The sequence below is a fragment of the Chryseobacterium gleum genome (assembly GCF_900636535.1).
GTDB classification, from domain to species: Bacteria; Bacteroidota; Bacteroidia; order Flavobacteriales; family Weeksellaceae; genus Chryseobacterium; species Chryseobacterium gleum.
Map to the genome: position 1 here is coordinate 2001200 of NZ_LR134289.1, position 26996 is coordinate 2028195.

Sequence of the window (26996 nt, forward strand, 5' to 3'; positions counted from 1 at the left end):
ATTCATCTTAATTATGCTTTATTTCTTAATCCTTCTTCATGGTTTTAATATATATCCAATATTTTTGATAAGTTTAAGTAATTTCTTTAACAATGAAACTTTATCTGACAATAGAAAATTATTGCCGGATAAAGTTATCATTACATCATATGTTAAAAATTCCGGGGACCTTATTTCTGTTTCTTTCCCAGCACCTTTACTTTCGTAAGCCACTGAGCCCTCTGTTCATCCTTCGAATTCCGGATAATCCCGATATAAGTAACTCTAACCGGTTTTACTCCGCAATATTCCAGGACAGATTTTCTAAGCTGATTGACGCTTGGCCTTCCAAAAAACAAACGGTAATACCATCCCGGCTGGTCCAATGTTGTAAGAATATGAGCTGTTTTTCCTTTTAACAGTTTATCCCACCACACGGAGTTTTCCCGGTATTTATACGCCATTCCCGGTAAAAATAACCGGTCTATAAATCCTTTCATTAAAGCAGGAAGTCCGCCCCACCACACAGGATGCACCCAAACCAAATGATCTGCCCATTGTATAATTTCCCAGGCTTTGAGCAAATCCGGTTCAAGCTCCATCCTTTTCTGGTACCCAAACTGTAGATTTGAGTTGAAATCTAAGTCCCGGATGACAATTTCCCTGACTTCGGCTCCTGATGCTACAGCTCCCAACTTATAAGCTTCCGCAACTCCAAAATTGAAGGAATCTTTATGAGGATGTCCGTTGATAATTGCTATTTTTTTCATGGTGTCACATTGATATTGATAGAATCATAGGCATTAAGCTGTGCCAGTAATGATAAAGGCTCATGCAGCTGATGGCTGAAAAAAACCTTGTTTTCATGTGGATTCCTCAAGAGTTCTTCGGTGTGTAGAACAGCAGATAAAGCGGTTAGTTCTGCCTGTCCTTTTAAGCTCTGCAGACTCAGTTTCTTTTGTCCCGAAGGATCATCAACTACAATTTCAAAGACAGCCTGATCTCCGGTGCCACTGGATCCAAAAATCATTTTTCTCTCCTTTAAAGATAAAATATTGTAGATTCTGAGATATTGAAATGCCCCCAGCAGCCAGGTAATGAATTTTGAATTATAAGTCATTTTCACGCTCACATCAGAAATTCTTTCTATTTTGTTGAGAATGTACAAATCAGGCACATCAAAATTATATGCACTTCTCTTCCCTATTCCAAAGGAAAAATTAAAAGCTTCCGTATCTAAAAAATGTCTGATGGAAACCGGTTTATCATTTTTATAATGCACAAAAGGAACCGCTACGTTTTCTGCCATAAAATGAGCCGAGCTCTCCCCCGCCAGATCTTTCACAGAATAATAAACAAAGAGCTTCACCTCATTAATATCACCTGAATCTGAAAGGGTATTAACCAATGCAGGAACAATTCCGCCCATCCAGCCCGAACTGAAAACAATCCTGCTGTTGATATCTGATCTTCCGGCAATATCGTAAGCCTTTACCAAAGCCGGGGTAGGCTTCGTAATATCCAGATAATCTATCTGGTGATCAATTGCGAAACGAAGTACATGATCTTCTTTATCATTTACAGAAAGAATAATGAGACTGATTTTCTTTTCCGGAATAACCTTAAAAGAAGTAGGATCTGTAACATCAATTTTCAGCTCTTTGTCTGTTTTTCCACCCTTTCTTCCCCCGATAAAAACAGTAAGATGAGGATTTCTGGATTTGAGGATCCGGGATATTGTTTTTCCCACTAATCCGTTTCCTCCAATAATTAAAATATTTTGCTCCATAACTTTTTTTGACAAAAGTATAGTGCATCTGTTTTAACAGACAGGACAAATGTCTAAAAAGAAATTTCCTTTCTGATACGGCTCAGGTGGCGCTGTGTAATCCCAAGATAGGAAGCAAGATATTGCAGTGGGATTTTCTGAATATAATCAGGATGGTTCTTTAACAATGCTTCATATCGCTGCACCGCATTGTCTCTTTGAAGCTGGAAAAAACGGGTTTCAAGTTCAAGGTATTCCTGTTCCGCAATGATTTTTAAAAACTGAGTCCAGTTCAGGGCATCTTTTACCAGGAGATCCATCTTCTCTTTTTTCAGAATCAGCAATTCTACATCAGTAATTGCCTGAATGCTTTCTTTACTAAGACATCCTGAAATAAATGATGAGTACGCAGCAATCATCATATTGGGAAACTTGAAACAATAGGTCATATCTTTCCCGTTATCGGAAGTATAGAAAGACCGGAAAATTCCGGAGTTGATAAACGCTACTTCCCTGCATCTTTCTCCTTCCTGCACAAAATAGTCATTTTTATTCAGCGTTCGGATTTCGAAAAGCTGCAGAAACTCTTCAATTTCACCTTGTGAAAAGAGATTAAAGCTCCGAAAGTAATCACGTATCATTTTTTTAAATAAGGATGTTTCTAATGAATTACGAAAATAAATAAAAAGACGGAGGTTCTATACCGGAACAACACAAAGTTTTAATTTTTGCAGAATTTTAGCAAAGACCCTATCAATTTCGTGAATTGCTTTGAGCTTACCCACTATAATTTTCGATTAATAAAAAAAAATCATCTCAGGACGAGATGATTACCGCTTTGAATTTACTTGAGTTATTTATGAAGATATGAATGATGTTTGTTGGTACAAATATAGGCAGGGCTCAGCTTTTATCCATCAGTGGAATCCCTAGAATTATATCCGTAAAAATACGGTTGTGTAAAAAGAAAAAGCCCTGCAGGAAATACCTTACAGGACTCTGGTTTATCTAACAATTCTTTTGTTTAAGATTTACAAAAAGGATTTAAAGCAATGATTATCAACAACCTACAATCATTCATCATATTAAAGAGGACTTACCAATTGCAGGAACCATTCTTTAATTTCTCCATCCAGATGAGGAGCAAGCTTTTCTTCACAGGTTTTATGATAACTGTTTAGCCATGCAATTTCACTTTCTGAAAGGATTTCCTTTACCACAGTATCTTTAAAGAACGGGCAGAATGTTAATGTTTCAAATTCATAGAATGTTCCATGAATTGTTTTCTCTGCTTCTTTTACAGCAATAAGGTTCTCATGACGGATTCCGTAATGTCCTTCAAGATAGTATCCAGGTTCATTGGACAGCACCATTCCCGGAAGAAGTTCCTGAGGGTTCAGATCTTTTCTGATGTTCTGCGGACCTTCGTGTACATTCATGAAACTTCCTACTCCGTGTCCGGTTCCGTGGTTAAAGTCCTTTCCTTCCATCCATAACGGAAGTCTTGCGATGGCATCTAAATGCACCCCTTTTGTTCCTTTCGGGAATTTCACCATTGATAAACGGATTAATCCCTGTAATACCAGTGTTGAATTTCGTTTAAATTCTTCAGAAGGGGTTCCTAAAGCGAAAGTTCTTGTAATATCTGTAGTTCCTTCAAGGTACTGACCTCCTGAATCTACAAGAATAGTATCCTCATTGGTTACTTCTTTGCTTCCTTCTTTTTTGGCAGAATAATGCATGATGGCACCGTTATCTTTATATCCCACAATGGAACCGAAGCTTTCTCCTACAAAGTTTTCCCCTTCTGCACGGAAGCCTCTCAGTTTCTCTCCGATAGAATATTCGTTCATGGCTTCTTTTCCTGCATTGTGTGTTAACCAGTAAAGGAATTTCACCATAGCCACTCCGTCTCTTACCATTACTTTTCTGAAACCTTCCAGCTCAGCTTCATTTTTCTGGGCTTTCATCAGATTACCGGGAACCGGAGCTTTGATAAACTGGTTATCGGCCTTCAGTGTTTCAAAAATCTGTTGGTTGCTGTTTGGAGAAACCAGTACTTTTTCATTTTTGAAATTCTTCAGATAATTGTAAAATTCTTCGTAAGGCATCATTTTCACAAAGGCATCATCCATTTGTTTTCTAGCCGCTACTTCCATTTTTTCCAACCCTGTGAATAAAACAGCATCATTTTTAGTAATTACAATATATCCTAAAAATACAGGGTTGCTGTCTACATCACTTCCTCTGAGGTTCAATGTCCATGCGACATCATCCAGACTTGATATGATGTGTACGGTAGCGTCCTGCTCTTCCATTTTCTGACGGATGGCAGCAAGTTTATCTGATACGGATTTACCTGCTCGTTCTACCGGATGTACAAAAATCGGGTTAGCAGATGGAGTTCCTCTGTCTTTCCATACTTCTTTTAAAAGCGGAAGATCTGTCAGGGTAATATTTTTGGAATTAAATTTTTGAGAAAGCAGTTCCCAGTTGGCATTAGAAGCCGCCAAGGCATTTACAGCCACTTTACCGCCCGAAGGAATTTCTGAAATAATCCAGTCGATATAATTAGGAGTTCCTTCCATACCGTCTTTGAAAAGATCGATCCCGGAACCTTCCAACTCAATAGCAGCTTGTGTAAAGTATCTTCCGTCTGTCCAGAGTCCGGCCTTATCTTTGGTAACCACCACAAAACCGGCAGAACCTAGGAAACCTGACAACCAAGCTCTTTCCTGCCATTCTTCGGGAAGGTATTCGCTCATATGTGGGTCTGCAGAATATACAATAAATGCATCAACATTATTTTTCTGCATTTCTTCACGAAGCGCAGCAACTTTTTCCTTTGAAGTCATTCTTTTCTTTTTTAACCACCGAAAGTTACGAAAAATTTAAAGTCGGAAGATGAAATCAACAGCTATTTTACGTAATAACCTGTTATTTTTAAAGGAATTCTTTTTCAAGCTTTTTAAACTTTATAGTCATTATTTTTAACCACAAAAGTTTTAACCACTTAAGTTTTTTAAGCCAACTTTATGCATAGTAAGTTCACTTAAGTTTTGTGAAAATCTTTGATTTTTATCCTATGTGAACTTTTCTGCGGTTTCATTTTAAACTTACTTAAGTGAACTCAGGTATTTTAAGAACCTTCGACTTCTATGGTTTTGTAAAGTTTAAACAACTTTATTGAGAAAAGTGATCACCTGAATATCAATACCATACTAATAAATCCGATACAAACGTTGATTTCCGTTTTATCACCAAAAACATATTTAGATATTGAAATATGAACAATATAATTTTACAGCAAAGAATATCAATACGGAGAAGCCAAAATAAACCAACTAAACATACCACAAATAACAATTTATTATCAAAATAGTAAATTTTGGAAAGATTATTGCAGCATTCTACCTTATGAAACAGCAAAACTACAATAACCACAGGAAGTTTTATCCGCCACATCATTTTATTTATCTTCCGATACTCATCCTATTGGAGATTTTTGGAGTTTATAAAATCTGGGATGACCCGGAAAACCGGTTGATCTGGATCCTGTTTTCTATTGTGATTTTTCTGCTTTTCTACCTTGCATTTATGACACGGCAGCATTATGCACTGGGACTTCAAAACCGGATGGTGATCCTGGAATTTCAGCAACGGTATTTTGAAATCTTCAACATAAGATCGGATGAAACTGTTGAAAAACTGAAGTTTGACCAGATTGCCGCATTGAGATTTGCTTATGATGATGAATTCAAAGAGCTTTTATACAGAGCCCTTCATGAAAACATCTCAGGAGATGAAATTAAAAGATCTATAAAAAACTGGAGAGCTGATCACTTAAGAGTCTAACATCACAAAATATACGATTATGAAAAAATTAAGCTTATACAGTATTACGATATTTAGCTTGTTGATACTAACAAGCTGTGAGGCAGTAGGAACAATTTTCAAGGCAGGAATGTGGTGGGGAATTCTTTTAGTCTGTGTAATAGCAGGAATTCTTTTACTGATTTTTTCGAGGGGTAAAAACTCTTAACCATGCTTTATGGAGAAGAATACAGACCTGGAAATCATTTCTCACCTGAAACCTTCAAAAATTGTTAAAATCATGAAGGACCCGGAAGCTTCTGCAAAGGCGGTACATCTTGTATATACCACCGATGCAGAGACCGCCGGAGTTACCCGTAAAAAAACGGGAAAGAAATATTCCTATTATAAAGACGGTGAAAAAATAAGAGACAAGGAAGAGATTACAAGGATCAATAAGCTGGTCATTCCGCCGGCCTGGGAAAATGTATGGATCTGCGCACTGGAAAACGGACATCTGCAGGCAACAGGTTTTGATGTCAAAAAGAGAAAGCAGTACCGTTACCATCCTCTTTGGAGCGCTTTGAGAAACCATACAAAATTTTACAGGATGCTTCAGTTCGGATATGCATTACCAGAAATGAGGCTGCATATAGAACAGGATCTTGCGTTGAGAAATTTTGAAAAGCGGAAAATTCTGGCCTTAATTGTAAGCCTTATGCAAAGAACCAACATCCGTATCGGTAATTCTATTTATGAAAAACTGTATGGATCATTTGGCTTAACGACCCTGAAAGGTAAGCATGTGAAAGTAAACGGACAAAAAATCACATTCACTTTTAAGGGCAAAAAGGGGGTGATGCACCATGTTGATCTCAGAAGTAAAAGGCTGGCGAGACTCGTTCAGAAGTGTAAGGATATTCCCGGAAAAGAGCTTTTTCAATATTTTGATGATGAAGGAAACCGCCATTCTGTAGATTCAGGTATGGTGAATGAATATATCAAAGAGATCAGCGGTGAGGATTTTACTGCCAAGGATTTCAGGACATGGTCCGGTACGGTGAGTGCTTTGATCGCCTTCAAGGAAATCGGGTATGCTGAAAACGATACTCAGTATAAAAAGAAAGTAAAAGAGGCCCTGGACATCGTTGCAGAAAATCTGGGGAATACATCGGCCGTCTGCAGAAAATATTACGTCCATCCTTTAGTCATCAATCTTTACGAAAACAATACCATCAAAAAGTATCTTGACGAACTGGAAATTATTGAAGAAAATGACGGAAAAGCCGATCTTACAAAGGAGGAAAGGCTGGTGCTGAAAATCCTGGAAAATGAGAGGATGTAGAAGCTGGAAAAATGGAAGCAGGGAGATGGAAGTTATGAAACTCCTAAAATAACTTTCTGAATTCTCAACTTATTTTGATCAGGCTACTTCATACTTCCAGCATCTGACTTCCCGCTTCCAGCCTTATTATATTGAAATCCTGTTGTTGTTCAAAAACTGTATTCTGTATTCCTTTGGGGTGATTCCTGCAATCTTTTTGAAAAGCTGGGTAAAGTGGGATGCGGTATGAAAGTTCAGTTCGTAAGCAATCTCTGCAATATCCTTGCTGGAGTGAAGTAATGCTTTACTGTAATTGATATCAATCTCGTTGATCCACTGTTTCGGGGATTTTTGGGTAACTCCTTTCACACATTTGTTCAGATAGCTTTCTGTTACAGACAGTTTGTCTGCATAAAATGCCACTCTCTTTTCTCCTACATGATATTTAAAGAGTAAATCCCGGAACTGAAGGGATAATTCCATAGGGCGTGTTGCAGATTTATGGTGGGTATCAGAATCTGTGCTCAGCATTTTGATCAATATAAGATGAAGCATCGTTACCACTACGTCATTCACATTGAGGTTGTTTAGCCACAATTCCTGTTCCATGATCGGGAGAAGCTGAGTAATAGTTCCATAAGTCAGGCTATCCAGATTGAGAAAAGGGGTCATGAAGAAAATACTGCTTTTATGCTTGGGCAGTTCCTGTTCAGACAGAATATTATTTTCATAAGCAAGAAAGAAACCTTCAATATCATCTGACAGTTCAACAGTTGCGGTAATTGTTCCTTGCTTAATAAAGATCACACCTCCTTTTTCAGCATGATATTCTTTATTTTCAAGATATTGTCTGATATGCCCGTTGGTAACGAAAATAATAAAATTGAACGTTGTACGGTATGGAATTACCGGCATAAGAATTCCTTTAAGATAATTTTCTATCCTATATAACTGTATATCAGCATTATTAGCTAATATTTTGTCCGTAATATTCGGAAGAAATAGTTTTTTATATTGAAAATTGGACAGAACTTCCATATCCTTGTTATGATTAATTAAAGTTATACAAAATATTTTAACTCAATACTGAATCAGCAGAGAAGGTAAAAGGGCAAAAAAGCAAGAGAATAAAAACCCCGAAACCCGGAACTCACATTCTTCACTCTCAAACCCTAAAACTCTACCACTCTCTCACTCTCATTTAGAACTTATAATACACTCCTACTCTAATTCCAAAAGGACTTCCGGGCGTGTAGGTAAGATCTGTAACAGGTTCTGCTTCTCCTTTAAGCTGAGTTTCGGTGGCAAACTGGGCTTCGTTCCATTTTACGTTGAAAAGATTATTGACCTGAAGATTGGCACCCCATTTCTGACGGTTATAGGAAAGCATTAGGTCATTGACAAAATAGGCTTTGGTTCTGATACTGTTATCCTCTACAGCGGGTCTTGCTCCCAGGTATCTGTACTGAAGCGCTAAAGAAAAGCCATTCAGGAAATCCCAGTTTACGGAGCCTGTACTCGTAACTACCGGAGCCAACGGAACGTAATCCTGACCTTTTTCTTCTTCAGTAAATCTTGCGTGAGAATAATTGATATCTGCATTCAGATAAAAGTTTTCCAACGGCTGGAAGCGAACTCCAAAATCAGCCCCGAAACGTCTTGATTTCCCGGAAGGTTCAACCACTGCATCATCACCTACATAAACAAATTCCTGCTGAAGATCCATAAACCATACTGCCGGAGTAATGATCAAGGATTTGAACGGGTGTAACCTTACCCCGAAATCTGCTCCAATAGAATATGGAAGCGTATTTTCGCTCTTATTGGGAACAACCACTCTCAGGTCATTGGAGTGAAAGCCCATTCCCGTTTTCAGAAACCACATCACATTGTCATTCTGAGCGTAGGAGAAATTCAGTTTTGGGCTTAGCCTTGTTGCTTCTTTTGACTGTCCGGAAGGCAGCAGTTCGGCATCCAGCAGATTATGCAGATTGAAAATAAAATGATCTACTCTCAAAGCCGGATTGATCGTCCATTTTCCGGTTTTCCAGATCAACCCTGAATAAGCATGAAGATTGGTTTCCGTTCCTGTCACATCGGATAATCTGTCAAGCAGCATATATCTGTGATAAACATGATTAAGCTGCAGAGTATTAATATCATCATTTCTTAATCCAATTCCTGACGTCCAGTTTAAAGAACTGTTGGCAAAGGAAAAAGTCTTTGTATATTTTACTTCGGCCCCATAAATATTCCTTCCGTCAGTCTGCTGGATTTCATCTCCATGATCTTTATCTTTTAAATTAAAGGTGAAGTCAGAATACAGATTGAAATTATATTTTGAATAAAAAGCCATCGCATCCATCTGCTCCGAAGATGAAATAATGTGCTTAAAATTCATCTGAAGATTTGTTCTTGAGGTTTTTCCGCCTTCAGTAGGATCTATACTTCCCCATCTTCCAATAATTCCTTCATCTACGGCACGTTCCGGGATCTGTCCTGAAGCATTCCAGGAAGAATTGAATGTTGAAAACTGGATGTTGAAATAATCGTTATCAGTAAGCCATTGGTTGTATTTTCCGAAATATTGACTCTGTTAAAATTCTGTTTCACATCGAAAGGGCCATCTGTATAGTTGTATTCTGCTGCTACATACGCATTTTTTCTGCCCAGATCATCATGCAGAATATTGAACATTCCCAATACTCTTTTTGAATTAAATGAACCTCCTTCCAGTTTAATTATACTGTTTTTCAATCCATTATACGTCTGAAAGTCTACATATCCTGCTGTATTAAAGTCTCCGCGATCCATGTAATACGCCCCTTTTCCGAAATCGATATTGTTTACTGTTTCGGGAATCACAAAGTGCAGGTCAGAATATCCCTGTCCATGGGCATGAGAAACAATATTCACAGGCATTCCGTCTACATTCACGCTTACATCAGTCCCGTGATCGGCATCAAATCCTCTCAAAAAAGCTGTTCTGCCTTTCCTCCTCCGGCATGTTGAGCAATAAAAAGTCCCGGAACTTTTCTCAACAGATCCTGCGCTGAGTTTACCGGAAATTTATTCAGATCAACTTTAGTAATCGCTGATAAGAACGAGCTGTGACTGATAGCTACTTCGGAAATCTGAAATGGTTTATGCTGCAAAAAAATAACTTTATTTTTATCTTCATCATTAGTCACCACCCATTTTACCTCATCATATCCCTGACGGCTGATCACAAGGGTATCAGGAAGGGATTTTACAGGAATGGCAAAAGTGCCGTCCGGTCCTGTATGGGTATGGCTGTTTCCGTGGTCATATTTTACCAAAGCATCGGCAATGGGAAATTTGTCATCTGCATCTTTGATCAGCAACTGTTTTTCTGCTTCCTGCGCCATCATTTTTCCACTGAATGTCATGACCAGAAATGCAGCTGCTATTTTTGTTATTTTCATTTTTTATTTTTTTTGTACAATGTAAAATGTATAATGTATTAATGATTTTAGAAGTTAGAAACCAGAGGTTAGAGGTTAGAAGTCAGAGGAATAGCAATAGTGAATTTTGCTTCGCAAGTGAATCGTTAATCATCCTAAAAGAACTTTAAATCTTGAACTTTAAACAATCTTCCACTCTCAAACCCTCAAACTCTCCCACTCTCTAACCATTAGATTTCGCTTTAAGAAATACCTTCTGAATTAAAAGTGTAATCCAAGTTCCGGCTACGAATGGGAAAGTAAATACTCCGCCAACGATATCCAGACAATGATTGTCTATTAAGAAATCATCAATGGCAATGGTAATAAGGACAGCAATAAGAACCCATAGACCGTCTGTCTTTTTGACTCCGGAAAAAACGATAGCGGAAAGCACCGCGTTGAATCCAAATAATCCCATGTGAATTTCTTTGATGGGTTCTCCATTCAGTTGTGATAATCCTGCACCAAGAATGGATGCGACTAATCCGTATAACGCTGCTACCGGAGAACTGATGAAAACAGCCAGGAAGAAAATCATTCCTGAAAGTACCCCTCCCTGAAAGATTACTTCACCAAACCCATTGGTACATGTTAGAAAGTCATCATATTCTGTAGGAACTACTTCACTGCTTAACATGGCGGAAGGTGGAATGTGGGTAAAATGATGCAATGCAAAAACCAATACCCATGTAATAATGATGAAAGGAAAAGTAAACACCGGAATCTTCTTCTGGATAAAGAAATGCTGGATAACGGCAGCCAATGCTCCACCTGATAGGATTAAAATCCAGATCAATACCGTAGTTTGGAAAAGAAATGCCAATGCTACTCCCACCAGCGCTGCACTGAAGCCGTACAGTCCCGCATTGATTTCAGATTGATCGTATTTAAGCTTCGTTGCAGTAAAAGTTCCGGCTGCTGTTGAAAGCAATACCGCAACTCCGCACTGCCAGCTTCCCATGAAGATCCCTATGAGAAACAGAAGCCCGGTCCATCTGTTTTCCTGGAGCATAATCTGCCCGATTCCTTTTAATATATTGTCTAAAAAAGGTAGTTTTTTGAAAAATTCGTCCATAGTTTTTTTAATTGTATTAATGATTGTGGATATTAATTTGATAAGAAACGGATAGATGATAGACATTGGAGACAGAATCAATTTTGCTTCGCAGGTGAATGGTGAATTGTCAATTTATTAGTGAAAGGATAACAACTTTAAACCTTAAACTTTAAACTTTAAACAATTCACTCTCAACTCTCTTACCCTCAAACTCTACCACACGAAACCCAAAACCCTTTTACCATCCAAGAAAGACCATTCCGACACCACAAACAGTAACTACAGCTCCGCTTACCACTCCCATATATCTTTCCAGTTTTTCGGTATTGAATAATGTTGAATATCCATAGCGTCCCAGAAGAACCATTCCAAGCATGGTTAATACTGTAGTTGCAGTAAAAGAAATTACCAATACGGCAATTTCAGACATTGAGTGTTTTACTCCTGAATAAAACAACAAGGGAATCAAAGGCTCACTGGGCCCCATCACGAAAATCATGAACAATACAAGCGGGGTTACTTTTATTCTTTTCTGAGGCATTACCACTTCGCTGTGATTATGTTCATATACATAGACATCATCACCCATCACGTCAAAATGTTTGTGAGGTTTATTTCTGATTGCCTGAATGAGACCATATATCAGATAAACGCCTCCGAAAATCAGCAGTGCCCATCCAGAAAAATTCCCTCTGATATCCTGAAACCATGAAATCTTATTCAGCTGCCACCCTAGAAACACCCCGATAAAACCTAAAATCAGGGAGCTCAATACATGACCGAGTCCACAAACAACCGTTAATACTGCGGTTTTCATTCCGCTCCATTTTTTAGATTTTGAGATCACTATGAATGGCAGGTAATGATCCGGCCCTGAAGCAGTGTGTATAAAACTTATTGAAACGGCGCTTAAAAGAAGTGCCCAAACTGTACTGTCCATTTTCTATTTATCTATTGCTGTTCTGTTCTCTATTAAGTTTTGGCTAAAGCCAATGGAAGCATATCTTTAGTATTGCTAAAGCCCGCCTCTATTGAATATTTTCTCTGTAACTTAAATAAAGAATCATTTTAATTTTTATTCTAAAGACCAAAGGATTTCCTGAATATGCAGGAAGAAGTTGTACATCAATTCTCCTCCATGTCCCAGAGCTCTTACTACAAAACCATTGTCATCCATTGCAGAAACCCCTACTTCCATTTGTTCATGATGCTGCGCGGATGCTTCAACTATTTTTTCAACCAATCCGTTTTTGTCTACATTTTCCTTCGTACTGTAGAAGATCAGAGTTCCCTGATGGGTATACTGTTCCAGATTTCCGATGCTGCTGATCGGGATCATATCAGGTTGAATCAAGACATTATCTTTTACAACCAGCTTATTGTTGTGATAGATTTCCATTACATTCTGAAAACGCTTCAGTTTAAAGACTTCTCCATAATGTTTTCTTCCGCAGGTAATGATCTCACTGATGATGATCTGGCTTTTGTTCCCGATATGAATCTTCGCTTTACTCTTAAAATTGGAATCTTCGTGAGGAACGATAGGATGAGGAACATAAGCAAAAGAAGTTTCATCTCCCATAGAGACATTGAGTTCCTGAAGCGCTTTGTCCTGCATGTTGAAAAGCCTTTGATAAGATTGTGACTGCAGCTGAAGCGCGGCTCCTTTTTCAAGCGTAACATCCAAATGATAGTGGTCTCCATCCAGAATTCCCGGGGAGGAGCTCATTACCATCTGATAGAGCTTTTTGTCATCTTTTCGCTGTCCTACAGAGACTACCCTGAAAGGAAGCGAGACATAAAGATCTTTTACATAGGATTCTCCTCCCTTGAATCCTGCAATAATTTTTAAATGACTGTCCATTTATCTTACCAGATTCGGTTCTTCAACTTCTTCTAAAAGGGCATATTTTTTAATCCAACCTATTACTTTGTCCAGTCCTTCATCTGTTTTCAGGTTGGTGAAGACGAAAGGATTTCCTTTTCTCATTCTTCTGGCGTCATTTTCCATCACCTCAAGGCTGGCTCCTACATAAGGGGCAAGGTCAATTTTGTTGATGATCAATAAATCTGATCTTGTAATCCCAGGTCCTCCTTTTCTAGGGATTTTTTCTCCTTCTGCTACGTCAATAATGAAAATAGTAACGTCTGCAAGGTCCGGACTGAATGTCGCTGAAAGGTTGTCCCCTCCACTTTCAATAAGAACCAGCTCGATTTCCGGGAAACGTGCTGCCAGCTCATCTACCGCTTCAAGGTTCATACTCGCATCTTCACGGATGGCTGTGTGTGGGCATCCTCCTGTTTCTACCCCGATAATTCTGTCATGGGGAAGAAGACTGTTTTTTGCCATAAATTCCGCGTCTTCTTTTGTATAAATATCATTGGTAATAACTCCAAGGTCATACGTGCCGAATAATTTTCTGCTTAATCTTTCTAGTAATGCAGTTTTTCCTGAACCTACAGGTCCTGCCACTCCTACTTTTATGTATTTTCTGTTTTCCATTTTATTTAAATTTTATTTTTAACGCTATGTGAGCTAAGTTTTTTTGATTGTGAATATTTTTCGATCGCAAGGGCGTTTCACTCAGCAGAGAGCAATTCGCCAATTTGCTCTTTTACCTTTTATCTTTTTAGGACATATAAAGTCTTGAGTACAATCTTTCGTGCTGCATACATCGGATGTCAAAGGCTGTATTACAAAGCCCTACCATGTCTCTGTCCAGTTCTATTGTTTCTAAAGCTGTTTTTTCCATCACAGGGTAAAGAGAAAAAAGGATATCCTGTCCGTCCAGCTGTCCAAGAGGAACCAGCTTTACAGCATTGGTGATCATTCCTGCAACCGAAGTGTAATAGAACCCTAAAAGAGCTTCATACAAAGGAATTTTCATTAAACAGGCATAGACTCCAAAAACAATACAGTAATGAGAATTGGCCTCCCTGTTTTGAATTGCTTTTTCGAATGCTTCCATCAGAGGAAAACGCTCTCTTCTTTTGAATATCTTAATCAGCCTTAATCCTAATTTCTGACTGGCCTGGCGGATTTCCTTGGGACATTTGATCGCATTACATTCATTATCCAGTTCTAAAAGCTGCTTTAAATCTCCCTTTTCTGCTGCTTCATAAGCCAGCTTTACAAAAGCTCCGTCATTGAATTTAAGATTGTACTGAAGCATATTCTGTACAAACTGTTTCGCTGTATCTACATTATGTACAATTCTTTCCTGCACGTAAGTTTCAAGTCCGTTGGAATGCGTATATCCGCCGATCGGAAGTGTAGGATCCGCCAAATGAAGCAAACCTGACAGAAAATTTATATTCATGCTATTCATCTTTCGGGGCTGCCATTTTTAAGATTTTGGTAAAAATTGTGGATCCAAGACTTCCGTGCCCGTGGGGCTCTACATTGGATTTAAGAAGATTCAGCAGTTTCACAGATTGTTTTTCCGGCTTAAAACCGCTTGCCTCCAGCCATCTGAACATCGGCATTTCAAAAGGAAGCAATACTTTATCATTCTGAATGAAAAGCGGAATATGTTTGTTTCCGATCTCATAACATACGGTACCCATTTCAAGCAGTGAAGTGGGCGACATCACAATGGTTTCTGTTTCCAGAACATTGATTGCAATTATTTTTTCCGCATCCTCAAAAAGAATATCTCCTTCACGTAAGCGCTGTCCTTCTCTGAGAAATTTGATGGCAACATCAGTTCCCTGTCTGGTTTTTTTGCGCTGGATTCTTTTGGTGGTTTCAAACCATTCCAGATCAAGATAATCTATGGTTTTGTCCGTAGGATTTTCAGCAAGATTGCCTATGATTTGATTAATGATCATTGTTGGATTTTTTTCTGAAGTCTAAGTTTTTGGAGATTCCTACCCCGAATGTTGAACCGCTGATTCCTGCTATATAGCTTTTCGTCCAGCCTTCTTCTTTTGTTTTGGTCTGAAGCATGGACAGTTCTGCAAATTTGAATTTCAGTGCCCATCCTCCTCCAAGTAATATTCCAATCAAGGGATAAGCACGAAGGCGGAATCCATTAAAGTTCTGCATCGCATCAGCCGCTGTTGACAATTGCTGTCCCCAAACATAATGAGCATCTACCTGCCCTATCAATACAAAGTATTTTCCAAGCATTAATGAAGGACTATACCAGATTCCCGCTTCATTCTGTTTGTAAACTACATTGTGATCAACCGTATTCTGCGAGTAGGCATAATTAACCCCGACAAGATCATTATTATTGATAAAATAACCCAATCCAAGCGGTGCACTGGAAACGGTACTGCTGCTGCTTGATGGGGTAGTGATTTTTGAGTAATCCAACGAGCCATAAACCATGAATTGCCCTTTTGGTCCGTCTTCATCACTTTTAAGCCTGTGCCCGCCCAGAAATTGAGCGCTTACATTCCCTGAAAGCATAGAAATTCCGGCTACAGCAAGAGAAAAAACTGTTTTATTTAAATATTTCATTGTAAACGTAGTTCTGTAATTGTTTTAAAATAGGGTCTGATAAATCTTTTTTTGTTGTTGAATAAACCTAACAGGCTTTTGAAACCTGTCAGGTTTTATGCATAAAGTTTATCTTAGAACAAGTAATACAACTGTGTTAAAGGAAGTTTTTCTGCCGGTTCGCATGTGATGTATTCACCATCTACTGTTACTTTATAGTTTTCAGGATTCACTTCAATTAAAGGTGTCTTATCGTTATGGATAAGGTCTTTTTTACCGATATTTCTACAGTTTTTTACCGGAAGGATCATTTTCTCTAATCCGTAAGAAGCAATGGTTCCGTTATCAATAGAAATCTGCGAAACGAAGTTGGCACAAGTTCCGAACTTAGCTTTTCCGTGTGCTCCAAACATGTTTCTGTAAATAATCGGCTGAGGGGTTGGAATGGATGCATTAGGATCTCCCATTTTAGCAGCGATTACAAATCCTCCTTTTACAATCATTTCCGGTTTTACTCCGAATAGTGCAGGTTTCCAGATTACTAAATCAGCTAATTTTCCTTCCTCAACTGATCCTACATATTCTGAAATACCATGGGCAATGGCCGGGTTGATGGTATATTTAGCCACATATCTTTTGGCCCGGTAATTGTCATTTCCGCTATCTTTATCTTCAGCCAGATCACCTCTCTGCTCTTTCATTTTGCTTGCAGTCTGCCATGTTCTGGTAATCACTTCCCCTGGTCTTCCCATCGCCTGAGAGTCTGAACTCATGATGCTGAAAACTCCCATATCATGAAGAATATCTTCTGCAGCAATGGTTTCAGGACGGATGCGTGAGTCTGCAAACGCTACATCCTCAGGAATGTTTTTACTCAAATGGTGGCACACCATCAGCATATCCAAATGTTCATCAATTGTATTGATAGTGTAAGGACGTGTAGGGTTTGTAGAAGCCGGCAATACATTCGGATACATGGCTGCTTTAATGATGTCCGGCGCGTGGCCTCCACCCGCTCCTTCTGTGTGGAAGGTGTGGATTACTCTTCCGTTGATTGCTCTCATCGTATCTTCAAGAAAACCTCCTTCATTCAATGTATCTGTATGGATAGCCACCTGAACGTCATATTTATCGGCTACTTTCAATGCTGCATCAATCGTTGCAGGAGTTGCTCCCCAATCTTCGTGGATTTTTACTCCCAAAGCTCCGGCTTCCACCTGTTCTTCAATAGGTTCTTCAGCTGAACAGTTTCCTTTTCCGAAGAAACCAAGGTTCATAGGATATTCTTCTGCTGCTTCAAGCATTTTCTGCATATTGAATTTTCCCGGAGTTACTGTCGTAGCATTAGTTCCGTCATTGGGACCTGTTCCTCCACCGATCATTGTTGTGATTCCGCTATACAAAGAGGTTTCGATCTGTTGAGGGCAGATGTAATGAATGTGAGTATCAATTCCTCCCGCTGTTACGATATATCCTTTTCCTCCATGGACTTCTGTAGAAGCTCCGATAATCATATTAGGAGATACACCATCCATGGTATCAGGGTTTCCAGCCTTTCCGATTCCTACGATTTTTCCATCTTTGATTCCGATATCTCCCTTTACAATTCCCCAGTGGTCAATGATTACTGCACCTGTGATACAAAGGTCCAAAACACCTTCATCTCTTTTCGCCGTAACATTCTGTCCCATCCCGTCACGAACGGTTTTTCCGCCTCCGAAAACCGCTTCGTCTCCGTAGTGGGTGAAATCTTTTTCGATCTCAATGATAATTTCAGTGTCTCCGAGCCTGATTTTGTCTCCGGCTGTAGGACCTAATATATTAGCGTATTGTTTTCTGTCTACGTGTAAGCTCATCTTAGTGATTTTTAAAGTTTAACTCTTCAACTTTTGCAAGGCTCGCTTTTTTCTGTTCTTCGGAATCTACCTGTCCGTCAACAAGATTATTGAAGCCCACTGCTTTTTTTGTTCCTCCTATTTCTACCAGCTCCACTTCTTTTTCTTCTCCCGGCTCGAAACGCACTGCAGTACTTGCTACAATATTCAGTCTCTTTCCAAAAGCTTTTTCCCGGTCAAAGCTCATCGCTTTGTTAACTTCAAAAAAGTGGAAGTGTGAACCTACCTGAATAGGACGGTCTCCTGTATTGGTTACTTTTATTTTTACCGTTTCTCTGCCTTCATTGCAGATAATGGTCCCTTCTTTTACAAAAATTTCTCCTGGTATCATATGAATAGGTATTAACGGATTGGATTGTGTACGGTTACCAGCTTCGTCCCGTCCGGGAACGTGGCTTCAATCTGAACATCGTGGATCATTTCTGCCACTCCGGGCATTACATCCTCTTTAGTAAGGAGATTAGCGCCTTCCTGCATCAGTTCGGCTACTTTTTTTCCATCTCTTGCACCTTCAAGCAGGAAGTGGCTGATGAGTGCTATGGATTCAGGGTAGTTTAATTTAAGGCCTCTTGCCTTTCTTTTCAGAGCGAGTTCGCCTGCCAGAAACAGCATAAGCTTTTCCGTTTCTCTCGGTGTTAAGTGCATAGTATTTTTTATTTAAAATTGGACAAAGAGAATCCTGTTCACCTTTTGTAAGGCAAATAGAAATATTTAAAAATGTAAAGTGTGAAAACGATTTTTACGGATCTGTATTCACATCAATACAAACCATAAAAGTCATTACGATTTAAAAAAGGAATTAGCAGCCCGCAATCTGCAGGGAATGATACAGGATGTACCTTGGTGCTGTAATATAAATACGGTTTTGAACGGCCGCAACCTTTGTACTGTAAGTGTAGCCGGCAAAGAAGTAGTATAACCACTGCTGCGCAAGCACTGAGTAATCAAATTTCACTTTCTCCCAGTCATTGGAATCCTGAACATCCTGCACATCTGAAAAACTGTACATTTCAGGATGGGTCTGTTGATCAGATTTCTGCTGAAGAAGATGAATTTTTGAAAGGATATCAGAGTATGGCTGAGCTTTTCCCTTATGTGCAAAAAGACCTGCACATAACGCTGAGAAAAATATCACAAAAGAGAAAAATAAGACTCTTTTTTTCATACCTGTTAATAATGCTGTAAAATTAGAACAATCTGAAAGTCCCGGCTATCAAAAAAATTATTTAAAATGTTCAAAATCGCAACAAATGCAATTTTATGTATTTTTAACATTCAATCACAAATCCTTTATTTACAGCACATAAGCACTCTTTATGAACTATGACAAATATTTTTTTGTCCTTATTCCTATAACTATGAATATTCGCCTTATCTTTTTCTTCTATTTAGAAAACAAGATTAATACATGTTTTATTATCAATTATATTGGTTCAAAAAATATTATTTACCAAGGATTAATTAACAATTAAGTTTATTTCACAAAATAAGGCGGTATTTTTTCTTTCCTTATAATTATCGTAAATTTGTATACACATCTTTAATTTAATAAAATAATAAAACGTAATATGTCAAAAGCAATTTCGCAAGTACCATTAGCGGTAAACGAGCCGGTGAATTCATATGAACCGGGGTCTCCGGAAGTTAAAAGCCTTATTGCCACGTATAAAAAAATGTGGGCTGAAAAGGTAGAAATTCCAATGATCATCAACGGAAAGGAAGTAAAAACTGATACAAAAGTGCAGCTTCAGTCTCCACAGGATCATGCTCATGACTTCGGATTCTATTACCAGGGTGGTATGCAGCATGTGGATGACGCTATCAACGCGGCATTGGCAGCTAAAAAAGAATGGAATGAACTAGGCTGGGAACAGCGTGCAGCAATTTTCTTAAAGGCAGCTGATCTTTTGGCGGGTCCTTACAGAGATGTGATTAATGCTGCAACAATGATCGGGCAGTCTAAAAACGTACACCAGGCTGAAATTGATTCTGCTTGTGAGTTTATCGACTTCTTAAGATTCAACGTAGAGTTCATGACAGAAATGTATGCTGAACAGCCGGTTTCTGACAACGGAATCTGGAACCGTGTTGAGTACAGACCATTAGAAGGATTCTGCTTTGCAGTAACTCCTTTCAACTTTACTGCGATTTCAGGAAACCTTCCGACTTGTATGGCCATGCTAGGAAACGTAGTAGTTTGGAAGCCGTCTGACAAGCAGGTATATTCTGCAAAAGTAATCATGGATGTATTAACAGAAGCGGGTCTTCCTGCGGGTGTTATCAACATGATCTTTACAGACGGAAAAGAAACTGCTGAGAAAGTATTGGCTCACCCGGATTTTGCAGGTCTTCACTTTACCGGTTCTACAAAAGTATTCCAGGGAATGTGGAAAATGATCGGTGACAATATTCATAACTACAGAACATATCCAAGAATCGTTGGAGAAACAGGGGGTAAAGACTTTGTAATTGCTCACCCGTCTGCGAACGTAGAGGCTGTAGCTACTGCATTGGTAAGAGGAGCTTTCGAATATCAGGGGCAAAAATGTTCTGCAGCGTCAAGAGCTTATATTCCTAAATCTCTTTGGGCTGATGTGAAAAAGGTAATGGAAGATCAGATGAGCACAATTAAAATCGGTTCTCCTGAAGATACTTCTAACTTTGTAAACGCTGTAATCGACAAAAATTCTTTCGAAAAATGTAAAGGATATATTGACAGAGCGAACGCTTCCGGTGAAGCTACGGTAGCTATCGGCGGAAAATATGATGATTCTAAAGGATGGTTTGTACACCCAACGGTAATCGAAACTACAAATCCTCATTATGAAAGTATGGTGGAAGAAATCTTCGGTCCAATCTTATCAATCTATGTATATGAAGATCAAGACTGGAAAGAAACACTTAAGCTGGTAGATTCTACTTCTCCTTATTCATTGACTGGTTCTGTGTTCTCACAAGACCGTTACGCAATTAACGAAGCTTATAAAGCTTTAGAAAATGCATCAGGTAACTTCTACATCAATGATAAACCAACTGGTGCTGTAGTAGGACAGCAACCTTTCGGTGGTGGTAGAGCTTCAGGAACAAATGACAAAGCAGGTTCTAAAATGAATCTTCTGAGATGGGTTTCTGTAAGAAGCGTAAAAGAAACTTTTGTTTCTCCGAAAAACTACAAATATCCATACCTAGGATAATAAGTAATAAGTAATGGGCAATGAGTAATCATAGTCTGTTCTTCATATAAAGCCTCGGAATTTCGGTTTCGGGGCTTTTTTGTGGAGTAATGCGGTTTCGGGTTCCGGGTTCCGGTTCGGGTTCCGGGTTATGGGTGGTGTTAAAAGTTCAAGGTTTATGGTTTAAGGTTTAAGGTTACTGTATCCATAAAATACATTTTTAGTCCTCCAATACTTAATACACAATGTCCTACACTCACTAACCCATCTATTCTCCTACTCTCTCACTCTAATTCCTAACTCCTACAATCTACTACCTGCTACCTAACATCTTTTAACAAACTTTACCTATATTTTACGATTCTAAAGTCCCTGTTAGGAATAATTGTTGATTTTTCGTTATTACACACCCCAAAATAAAATAATATGAAAAAGTTATTGCTAACAGCCATCGGAATAGGAATATTTGCAGTGAGCTGTGGAACCAAAGAATCGACAATGTCAACAAGTAATCGTGATTCAGCAACAGTAGACAGTGCACAAAAAAGTATACCGCCTACAACTACTGATACCATGACTACAAAAATGACGAATCCTGACACTATCAAGATAAAAAGGGATTCTATGGCAACGTCTCCTGCCAAATAGTATTTATATACGTTTAACTTAACATGGAAAATCTGCAGATGAAAGCGCTGCAGATTTTTTTATGATAAAAAGTTAAAGGATAAGTGGTTTAATTTTAATTATAGGATGAGAAAATTAGATTTGGCTTAAGCTGGATGAATCTTGATTATAGTGTTAGTGGGCTAAAGCCCACTTCTATTGATATCCTGACAAATAATAGCTTAATGAAAAAATCGTTTATTCTTCAAACTTGTTGAAAATAACGTTATATAGATTCCTTCGGAATGATAAAAAGAATTAAGCAGCACCAAATACATGATACAATCAGTCCTTGCCATTCCGTAGGAATCTAACCCATTATTAATCCTACAAAACCTGATGAAAAATTAAAAACAGAAGAAATTCCTTTTGGTATTTGACATCCAAATGTAAAGTAGTTGTTTAATGAGAATATCTTTTATCTTTTATCTTTTATCTTTTATCTTTTATCTTTTATCTTTTATCTTTTATCTTTTATCTTTTATCTTTTATCTTTTATCTTTTATCTTTTTAATTAAATTCCTACATTTGATTAATACCAAACATTAAAATATACTACAATGAGAAAATTATGGATAGGAGCAGTTCTTGGACTTCTTTTTCTTGGAAGCTGTGCTCAAAACAAAGAAAAAAGAGAGGAGTACAAGGAAGCCCACAACAAAGATTCCTTAAGAAACAGAATGGGTGATTCTGCGGTCGCCAATTCCATACCTTCACCGGCAACTGCAGATACATCAAAAATAAAAACCGACAGCACAAAAGTTAAATAAAATCACAAATCCACAGACTTTCTGTGGATTTGCACTTAAAAAAACTTGACTGAAAAAAAACCGGGCAATCAACCCCGATTATAAAATATGGTTGATATTCTGATACAGAATATTTCCTTAAAAGATTAAAAAGAGGATTTGTTGTTTCACTTATAATGACCTTAATTCAGAAAGCGGAATAAAAAGCGATAAGAAGTATCAGGAATGTCCTGTCCTGTGAAACTGGCACAAATATATGATAGAAAGGCGTTTCTTGAAAACAATAGGTTGTTCATTTTCATGAAAATGACAAGATAGAAATTAAAAAAACAGCCATTTTTAATCATTTTCGGGAAAATGAACATCTTTATCATATTGGTTTTCCTTATCCAGATATTTGATATAGGCAGATGGGGAATAGTCCGTAATCGCTTTGAAAACCGATGCGAATTTACTGTGAGAAGAGAACCCGCATTCATCAGCAAGGATACTTATTTTATACTGTCTGTACTTTTCATCATTAATGAGCTTATCTACGATATAATTAATCCGTAAACGGTTGATATATGTTTTGAAATCTGCACTTTTATGCTGATTAATGACATAAGACAGATATTTTGTATTGGTATTCAGTTCACCGGCAAGAAAGGAAAGAGACATGCCTTTATTGTTATAAAGATTCCCTCTTTCAAAGTCTTCAAGGAGTTCAAGCAACTTTGATTCTGTTTCTGAAGTCATCAGAGAATCATTTCTTCTGCGGTCTGCTTCAGATTCTTTGTCATCAATTTCTTCTACAGATATATTAGAGAACTCAGAGTCAGGTTGTTGTAAAGGATAATGATTTCTGCCGCCGACTGTATTAAACTGGGCCCTCATCATGTTTCGTAATTTTGAGCGCTGTTTTTTCTGCTTTCTTCTGATAAAAATGAGCAGACCGACCAGTGAAATAAAGAGAATTACAATAGCCGCATTTTTTACGCTGTTCATCTGCCCGTTCTTTTTATTATTAGTTTTTCCTTTTGAACCATCGAAGGCTTTCATTGTAAAACTCTGATTGCGGGCTGCAATACTGTCATAGGCACGTACATATTTCACTGCATACAATGAGGCCTTAAAATTATCTCCCGTTCCTTCATAATAATCATTAATATTGGAATACACTGCTTTTTTAAGCTTAAGACTCCGGGATGTATCTGCAATTTTCTCTGCCTTTTTAAGATAGAATTCAGCATCTTTCCAGTTTTTCTGCTTAAGACGGATTCCCCCCAATCCGTTATACACCAAACCCAGCGTACAGCTTCCTCCTTTAAGCAAGCCTTCTGCTTTTCTATAATAGTTTTCAGAAACAGCGTAGTCATTGAGTTTAAAATAAACATCCCCCAATAGCTGATAAGAAGCAGCCGCAGTACTGTTTTCTTTATCACTGTTTATTTTTTCAAAATTTTTCAGAGAAGATTCGATATACTGTATGGCATTGAAATAATTCCCCATCTCCATTTCATAAAATGCCATTTCCTGATTCAGCAATCCTGCCGCCTCATTACTCTTTTGAAAATCATTGATTCTATCGGCAGCTTCAAGTCCTTTCAGAATGTATTTTTTTGACCTTTCGTATAACCCTACCTGTCTATACTGCCTCGCAAGTAATCTGGTTACCACGGTCATCTCCTGAGGATCATTAATCTTATTAATTACCGAATGTGCATTTTCACTGTAACAAATTGCTTTTTTAAGTTCGCCTGCATGGTGATAAAGTTCTGAAGAAAGGATGAGGCACCTGATTTTCTCTGCAGGAGTTTGAGCTGACATGTAAAGAGAATCGGCAGTTTTGATGGCTTTGGGTAAATTCTTATGAGCTGTGACGGAAGAAGTCCTTTCACAGATAAGATCAAAGTTATTTTTTTTCTGAGCGAATATAGGAACTGCTGTTATCAGCAAAAACAAAAATTTCAGAAGACTTCTAGGCATAAAAAAACAAATTATTATTTTGATTTTATAATAATTCATCATTATTTTCACGGAGTGTCTTTTTGTTTTTTACAAAACTAATGATATTTTATTTTTTATTAAAATATTATCTTGAAATTTAATCATTTACCACAAAATAGCTATTTACATTAATTTTAATAATAAGACTAAAATAATAACTGATTATCTTTCATATCACATGATCTCTGTTTTTAAGCTAAAGTTCCTGTATAATTATTTTCAATATGAACGGCTCATGTGTCATCATATTTATTACATTTGCAGGGAATAAAAAGTTTTTATGAAAAAAATAGCAATACTTTCCTCCATATTTATAGGTGCCCTGGCATGGGCACAGGGAATTAAATTTGAAGAAGGCAATTTTGCCTCTATCCTTGCCAAAGCAAAAAAAGAAAAAAAACTGGTCTTTATTGATGCGTATGCCTCATGGTGTGGACCTTGTAAGCTGATGGTTAAAAATATTTTCCCGCTTCAGTCTGTGGGTGATTATTATAATTCCCATTTTATCAACGCTAAAATTGATATGGAAAAAGGGGAAGGAATTGAGCTTGCCAAAAAATATAACGTAAAAGCCTTCCCTACTTACCTGTTTATCGACGGAAACGGTGAAGCGGTACACAGAACTTTAGGATATGTAGAAGAAAAAGACTTTATCCAGTTTGCAAAAGATGCTGAAGATCCCAACAAAAGGCTGACTTCTCTGAAGCAGCAATTTGAAAACGGAGAAAAAGACCCCGAATTTTTAAAGAATCTTGCAGGGCTTACCATGTATAATGATGCTGAATTTGCCGGTAAAGTGATGAACCGTTATTTTCAGCAGAAAGCCAGTTTAGATCAGGAAGATATTCAGATGCTTCTTTCAGGGGTTCAGACTACAGACAGTCCTTTGTACAAGATTTTTCAGGATAAAAAAGCTGATATCGTTAAATTCTTCCCGGAAGATAAATATGAAAAGTTTGATAAAAATATTAAGCTGAATACTATTTCCAAAAAAGCATACAATGCAGATACCAAAACATGGAATGACAGCTATTTTATGTCTGAATCCCAGAAATTCCTGAGCAAAGAAGAGGCTGACAAGATCTTAAAAAGAATGAAAGCCAACAGAGCTTTAAAGAATAAAGATATTCCTGAATATGAAAAATTAATCCTTGATCTTTACAAAGATTATTCTGCAGCAGGTTCTGAAGAGCTGAATTCCCTTGCATGGAACTTCTTTGAAAATGTAAATAACAAGGAGTCTCTTGAAAAAGCGATTGCATGGGCGCAGGAATCTGTAAAAAAAGATCAGAACTTTGCCAATACAGATACTTTAGCCAATCTTTACAATAAGGTAGGTGATAAGAAAAATGCAAAAATATGGGCTGAAAAGTCTATTGAGCTTGCAAAAAGCACAGGACAGGATTCTTCTGACACGGAAAAACTATTGAAAAGCCTTTAATTGATTATTAGACCCAAAATAAAAAAACGCAGAACAGAGTTCTGCGTTTTTTTATGATGTATAACCACTCCGTCAAAAATTCTTTGAATTTCCGCCCCCTCCAAAATATGGGAATTGAGCTCTTGAGTTGTGGTATAATTGAAAAATAAAGTTTCGCTTAGTATTCAAACAGAACGCTGCCCCAGGTAAATCCGCTTCCGAAAGCAGAAAGAAGGACAAGATCGCCTCTTTTGATTTTTCCCTGCTCAATTGCTTCGCTTAAAGCAATCGGAATAGAAGCTGCTGTTGTGTTTCCGTATCTCTGGATGTTGTTGAACACTTTCTCGTTTGGTAATCCGAATTTTTCCTGTACAAACTGGGCAATTCTCAGGTTCGCCTGGTGTGGAATGAACATATCAAGATCTTCAATGGTTTTTCCTGCTTTGTTCAAGGCTTCCATCATCGTTTCCGGGAATCTTGTTACGGCATGTTTGAACACGAAGTTACCGTTCATAATCGGGTATACTTCTTTGTTCGTTACATTTTCAGGGTCTTTTCTCATCCTGTCACTCCATCCGAACTTTGAACCCGGGAACTGAGTACAAAGATCATCCGCATATTTTCCTTCAGAATGCATATTCATTGCTAAAATATCTCCTGCATTTTCATCTTCTGTAGCCGAAAGAACAATTGCTCCGGCTCCATCTCCGAAGATAACAGAAACACCTCTTCCTTCATCAGAAAAATCTAATCCGAAAGAATGAACTTCTGCTCCTACCACAAGAATATTTTTATAGGTTCCTGATTTGATAAATGCATTAGCGACACTCATAGAATATACAAATCCTGAACATTGATTTCTTACGTCCAATGCTCCGATTGTATCACATCCCAGCATGTCCTGAAGCAATACACCGCATCCGGGAAAATAATAATCCGGAGAAAGCGTGGCAAAGATAATATAATCAATATCTTTTGAGGTAAGACCAGCATTCTGAATAGCTTTTTCTGCAGCTTTAAACCCCAGATAAGCGCTGGTTTCCTGAGAGTCATATCTGTTTTTTCTGTGTCTTCTTTCCTTGATGCCTGTCCTTTCTGTTATCCATTCGTCATTGGTAGTCATCAGTTTTGCTAAATCATCATTTGTTACAACGTTATCTGGAACATAAAATCCCACACCTTTTATTGTACTTTTAATCATATAGTTTTTTAATTTTGGCAAAGATAAAACTTATTTAACACATAGTTT

Annotated in this window: 27 protein-coding genes; 6 read left to right on the top strand and 21 right to left on the bottom strand. The window is 37.9% G+C overall.

The window, feature by feature from the left end; all coding sequences use genetic code 11:
- Window positions 1-170: 170 nt before the first annotated feature.
- From EL165_RS09125 to EL165_RS09140, 4 genes are all read right to left on the bottom strand, one after another.
- Window positions 171-749 carry an NAD(P)H-dependent oxidoreductase gene (locus tag EL165_RS09125; RefSeq protein ID WP_002977673.1) on the bottom strand — a complete coding sequence of 193 codons (579 nt, stop codon included), beginning with the start codon at window positions 747-749 and terminating at the stop codon, window positions 171-173.
- The gene (locus EL165_RS09130; protein WP_002977672.1) at window positions 746-1768 is read right to left on the bottom strand and encodes a hypothetical protein; all 1023 of its coding nucleotides are present in this window, start codon (window positions 1766-1768) and stop codon (window positions 746-748) included. Before EL165_RS09130 ends, EL165_RS09125 begins: the two co-directional genes overlap by 4 nt.
- A 53-nt stretch (window positions 1769-1821) precedes the next feature.
- The gene (locus tag EL165_RS09135) at window positions 1822-2388 is read right to left on the bottom strand and encodes a Crp/Fnr family transcriptional regulator (protein WP_002977671.1); all 567 of its coding nucleotides are present in this window, start codon (window positions 2386-2388) and stop codon (window positions 1822-1824) included.
- 444 nt (window positions 2389-2832) lie between these two features.
- Complete coding sequence (locus tag EL165_RS09140; protein WP_002977670.1) at window positions 2833-4602, bottom strand: aminopeptidase P family protein; 1770 nt, start codon at window positions 4600-4602, stop codon at window positions 2833-2835.
- Window positions 4603-5164: 562 nt separating this feature from the next.
- On the opposite strand from EL165_RS09140, the gene EL165_RS09145 reads away from it, so the two are divergent.
- Window positions 5165-5602, top strand: a complete 438-nt coding sequence (locus tag EL165_RS09145) for a DUF6526 family protein (protein ID WP_002977669.1) — start codon at window positions 5165-5167, stop codon at window positions 5600-5602.
- A 196-nt stretch (window positions 5603-5798) separates the two neighbouring features.
- Window positions 5799-6905 carry a DNA topoisomerase IB gene (locus EL165_RS09155; RefSeq protein WP_002977667.1) on the top strand — a complete coding sequence of 369 codons (1107 nt, stop codon included), beginning with the start codon at window positions 5799-5801 and terminating at the stop codon, window positions 6903-6905.
- Window positions 6906-7031: 126 nt separating this feature from the next.
- Here EL165_RS09155 and EL165_RS09160 read toward each other — a convergent pair whose 3' ends face one another.
- The 15 genes from EL165_RS09160 to EL165_RS09220 all read right to left on the bottom strand — a co-directional run bounded on the left by EL165_RS09160 (window position 7032) and on the right by EL165_RS09220 (window position 18915).
- The gene (locus tag EL165_RS09160) at window positions 7032-7922 is read right to left on the bottom strand and encodes an AraC family transcriptional regulator (protein ID WP_002977666.1); all 891 of its coding nucleotides are present in this window, start codon (window positions 7920-7922) and stop codon (window positions 7032-7034) included.
- A 163-nt stretch (window positions 7923-8085) separates the two neighbouring features.
- Window positions 8086-9285: a TonB-dependent receptor gene (locus tag EL165_RS26280; protein ID WP_232529176.1), complete on the bottom strand. Its 1200-nt coding sequence runs from the start codon at window positions 9283-9285 to the stop codon at window positions 8086-8088.
- A 74-nt stretch (window positions 9286-9359) separates the two neighbouring features.
- Window positions 9360-9860, bottom strand: coding sequence for a hypothetical protein (locus tag EL165_RS26285; protein WP_232529177.1), 501 nt, complete (start codon window positions 9858-9860; stop codon window positions 9360-9362).
- Entirely contained in the window at window positions 9857-10330 is a 474-nt protein-coding gene (locus tag EL165_RS26290) for a peptidase associated/transthyretin-like domain-containing protein (RefSeq protein ID WP_232529178.1), read from the bottom strand. The genes EL165_RS26285 and EL165_RS26290 overlap by 4 nt, the downstream gene beginning before the upstream one ends.
- 202 nt (window positions 10331-10532) lie before the next feature.
- Complete coding sequence (locus EL165_RS09170) at window positions 10533-11426, bottom strand: urea transporter (RefSeq protein ID WP_002977664.1); 894 nt, start codon at window positions 11424-11426, stop codon at window positions 10533-10535.
- 220 nt (window positions 11427-11646) lie between these two features.
- On the bottom strand, window positions 11647-12348 hold the full coding sequence (locus EL165_RS09175; RefSeq protein WP_002977660.1) for a membrane protein: 702 nt from the start codon (window positions 12346-12348) through the stop codon (window positions 11647-11649).
- 135 nt (window positions 12349-12483) lie between these two features.
- The gene (locus tag EL165_RS09180; RefSeq protein ID WP_002977659.1) at window positions 12484-13272 is read right to left on the bottom strand and encodes an urease accessory protein UreD; all 789 of its coding nucleotides are present in this window, start codon (window positions 13270-13272) and stop codon (window positions 12484-12486) included.
- On the bottom strand, window positions 13273-13911 hold the full coding sequence (ureG, locus tag EL165_RS09185; protein ID WP_002977658.1) for an urease accessory protein UreG: 639 nt from the start codon (window positions 13909-13911) through the stop codon (window positions 13273-13275).
- Window positions 13912-14038: 127 nt separating this feature from the next.
- The gene (locus EL165_RS09190; protein ID WP_041461647.1) at window positions 14039-14728 is read right to left on the bottom strand and encodes an urease accessory protein UreF; all 690 of its coding nucleotides are present in this window, start codon (window positions 14726-14728) and stop codon (window positions 14039-14041) included.
- Window position 14729: 1 nt separating this feature from the next.
- Window positions 14730-15239, bottom strand: coding sequence for an urease accessory protein UreE (ureE, locus tag EL165_RS09195; RefSeq protein WP_002977656.1), 510 nt, complete (start codon window positions 15237-15239; stop codon window positions 14730-14732).
- Entirely contained in the window at window positions 15229-15876 is a 648-nt protein-coding gene (locus EL165_RS09200; RefSeq protein ID WP_002977655.1) for a hypothetical protein, read from the bottom strand. The genes ureE and EL165_RS09200 overlap by 11 nt, the downstream gene beginning before the upstream one ends.
- Window positions 15877-15989: 113 nt before the next feature.
- Window positions 15990-17711 carry an urease subunit alpha gene (gene ureC / locus EL165_RS09205; RefSeq protein ID WP_002977654.1) on the bottom strand — a complete coding sequence of 574 codons (1722 nt, stop codon included), beginning with the start codon at window positions 17709-17711 and terminating at the stop codon, window positions 15990-15992.
- 1 nt (window position 17712) lies between these two features.
- Window positions 17713-18081: an urease subunit beta gene (gene ureB, locus EL165_RS09210; RefSeq protein WP_002977653.1), complete on the bottom strand. Its 369-nt coding sequence runs from the start codon at window positions 18079-18081 to the stop codon at window positions 17713-17715.
- An 11-nt stretch (window positions 18082-18092) separates the two neighbouring features.
- Window positions 18093-18395, bottom strand: coding sequence for an urease subunit gamma (gene ureA / locus EL165_RS09215; RefSeq protein WP_002977652.1), 303 nt, complete (start codon window positions 18393-18395; stop codon window positions 18093-18095).
- 154 nt (window positions 18396-18549) lie between these two features.
- Window positions 18550-18915, bottom strand: a complete 366-nt coding sequence (locus tag EL165_RS09220) for a hypothetical protein (RefSeq protein ID WP_002977651.1) — start codon at window positions 18913-18915, stop codon at window positions 18550-18552.
- Between the two features lie 403 nt (window positions 18916-19318).
- On the opposite strand from EL165_RS09220, the gene pruA reads away from it, so the two are divergent.
- The 3 genes from pruA to EL165_RS09235 all read left to right on the top strand — a co-directional run bounded on the left by pruA (window position 19319) and on the right by EL165_RS09235 (window position 22359).
- On the top strand, window positions 19319-20944 hold the full coding sequence (gene pruA, locus EL165_RS09225; RefSeq protein WP_002977650.1) for an L-glutamate gamma-semialdehyde dehydrogenase: 1626 nt from the start codon (window positions 19319-19321) through the stop codon (window positions 20942-20944).
- 405 nt (window positions 20945-21349) lie between these two features.
- Window positions 21350-21571, top strand: a complete 222-nt coding sequence (locus EL165_RS09230; protein ID WP_002977649.1) for a hypothetical protein — start codon at window positions 21350-21352, stop codon at window positions 21569-21571.
- A 578-nt stretch (window positions 21572-22149) separates the two neighbouring features.
- Window positions 22150-22359, top strand: a complete 210-nt coding sequence (locus tag EL165_RS09235; protein WP_002977648.1) for a hypothetical protein — start codon at window positions 22150-22152, stop codon at window positions 22357-22359.
- 318 nt (window positions 22360-22677) lie between these two features.
- Here the strand turns inward: EL165_RS09235 and EL165_RS09240 are convergent, their stop codons facing one another.
- Window positions 22678-24306 carry an AraC family transcriptional regulator gene (locus EL165_RS09240; RefSeq protein ID WP_164720331.1) on the bottom strand — a complete coding sequence of 543 codons (1629 nt, stop codon included), beginning with the start codon at window positions 24304-24306 and terminating at the stop codon, window positions 22678-22680.
- Between the two features lie 301 nt (window positions 24307-24607).
- On the opposite strand from EL165_RS09240, the gene EL165_RS09245 reads away from it, so the two are divergent.
- Window positions 24608-25768 (top strand): thioredoxin family protein, encoded by a 1161-nt coding sequence (locus EL165_RS09245; protein WP_002977645.1) that lies wholly within the window; start codon window positions 24608-24610, stop codon window positions 25766-25768.
- 157 nt (window positions 25769-25925) lie between these two features.
- Here the strand turns inward: EL165_RS09245 and EL165_RS09250 are convergent, their stop codons facing one another.
- Window positions 25926-26948: a 3-oxoacyl-ACP synthase III family protein gene (locus EL165_RS09250; protein WP_002977644.1), complete on the bottom strand. Its 1023-nt coding sequence runs from the start codon at window positions 26946-26948 to the stop codon at window positions 25926-25928.
- Window positions 26949-26996 lie beyond the last annotated feature (48 nt).

Coding starts and splice junctions, on each gene's coding strand:
- EL165_RS09125 (WP_002977673.1), bottom strand. CDS start 749: ATGAAAAAAATAGCAATTATCAACGGACATCCTCATAAAGATTCCTTC.
- EL165_RS09130 (WP_002977672.1), bottom strand. CDS start 1,768: ATGGAGCAAAATATTTTAATTATTGGAGGAAACGGATTAGTGGGAAAA.
- EL165_RS09135 (WP_002977671.1), bottom strand. CDS start 2,388: ATGATACGTGATTACTTTCGGAGCTTTAATCTCTTTTCACAAGGTGAA.
- EL165_RS09140 (WP_002977670.1), bottom strand. CDS start 4,602: ATGACTTCAAAGGAAAAAGTTGCTGCGCTTCGTGAAGAAATGCAGAAA.
- EL165_RS09145 (WP_002977669.1), top strand. CDS start 5,165: ATGAAACAGCAAAACTACAATAACCACAGGAAGTTTTATCCGCCACAT.
- EL165_RS09155 (WP_002977667.1), top strand. CDS start 5,799: ATGGAGAAGAATACAGACCTGGAAATCATTTCTCACCTGAAACCTTCA.
- EL165_RS09160 (WP_002977666.1), bottom strand. CDS start 7,922: ATGGAAGTTCTGTCCAATTTTCAATATAAAAAACTATTTCTTCCGAAT.
- EL165_RS26280 (WP_232529176.1), bottom strand. CDS start 9,285: ATGAATTTTAAGCACATTATTTCATCTTCGGAGCAGATGGATGCGATG.
- EL165_RS26290 (WP_232529178.1), bottom strand. CDS start 10,330: ATGAAAATAACAAAAATAGCAGCTGCATTTCTGGTCATGACATTCAGT.
- EL165_RS09170 (WP_002977664.1), bottom strand. CDS start 11,426: ATGGACGAATTTTTCAAAAAACTACCTTTTTTAGACAATATATTAAAA.
- EL165_RS09175 (WP_002977660.1), bottom strand. CDS start 12,348: ATGGACAGTACAGTTTGGGCACTTCTTTTAAGCGCCGTTTCAATAAGT.
- EL165_RS09180 (WP_002977659.1), bottom strand. CDS start 13,272: ATGGACAGTCATTTAAAAATTATTGCAGGATTCAAGGGAGGAGAATCC.
- ureG (WP_002977658.1), bottom strand. CDS start 13,911: ATGGAAAACAGAAAATACATAAAAGTAGGAGTGGCAGGACCTGTAGGT.
- EL165_RS09190 (WP_041461647.1), bottom strand. CDS start 14,728: ATGAATATAAATTTTCTGTCAGGTTTGCTTCATTTGGCGGATCCTACA.
- ureE (WP_002977656.1), bottom strand. CDS start 15,239: ATGATCATTAATCAAATCATAGGCAATCTTGCTGAAAATCCTACGGAC.
- EL165_RS09200 (WP_002977655.1), bottom strand. CDS start 15,876: ATGAAATATTTAAATAAAACAGTTTTTTCTCTTGCTGTAGCCGGAATT.
- ureC (WP_002977654.1), bottom strand. CDS start 17,711: ATGAGCTTACACGTAGACAGAAAACAATACGCTAATATATTAGGTCCT.
- ureB (WP_002977653.1), bottom strand. CDS start 18,081: ATGATACCAGGAGAAATTTTTGTAAAAGAAGGGACCATTATCTGCAAT.
- ureA (WP_002977652.1), bottom strand. CDS start 18,395: ATGCACTTAACACCGAGAGAAACGGAAAAGCTTATGCTGTTTCTGGCA.
- EL165_RS09220 (WP_002977651.1), bottom strand. CDS start 18,915: ATGAAAAAAAGAGTCTTATTTTTCTCTTTTGTGATATTTTTCTCAGCG.
- pruA (WP_002977650.1), top strand. CDS start 19,319: ATGTCAAAAGCAATTTCGCAAGTACCATTAGCGGTAAACGAGCCGGTG.
- EL165_RS09230 (WP_002977649.1), top strand. CDS start 21,350: ATGAAAAAGTTATTGCTAACAGCCATCGGAATAGGAATATTTGCAGTG.
- EL165_RS09235 (WP_002977648.1), top strand. CDS start 22,150: ATGAGAAAATTATGGATAGGAGCAGTTCTTGGACTTCTTTTTCTTGGA.
- EL165_RS09240 (WP_164720331.1), bottom strand. CDS start 24,306: ATGCCTAGAAGTCTTCTGAAATTTTTGTTTTTGCTGATAACAGCAGTT.
- EL165_RS09245 (WP_002977645.1), top strand. CDS start 24,608: ATGAAAAAAATAGCAATACTTTCCTCCATATTTATAGGTGCCCTGGCA.
- EL165_RS09250 (WP_002977644.1), bottom strand. CDS start 26,948: ATGATTAAAAGTACAATAAAAGGTGTGGGATTTTATGTTCCAGATAAC.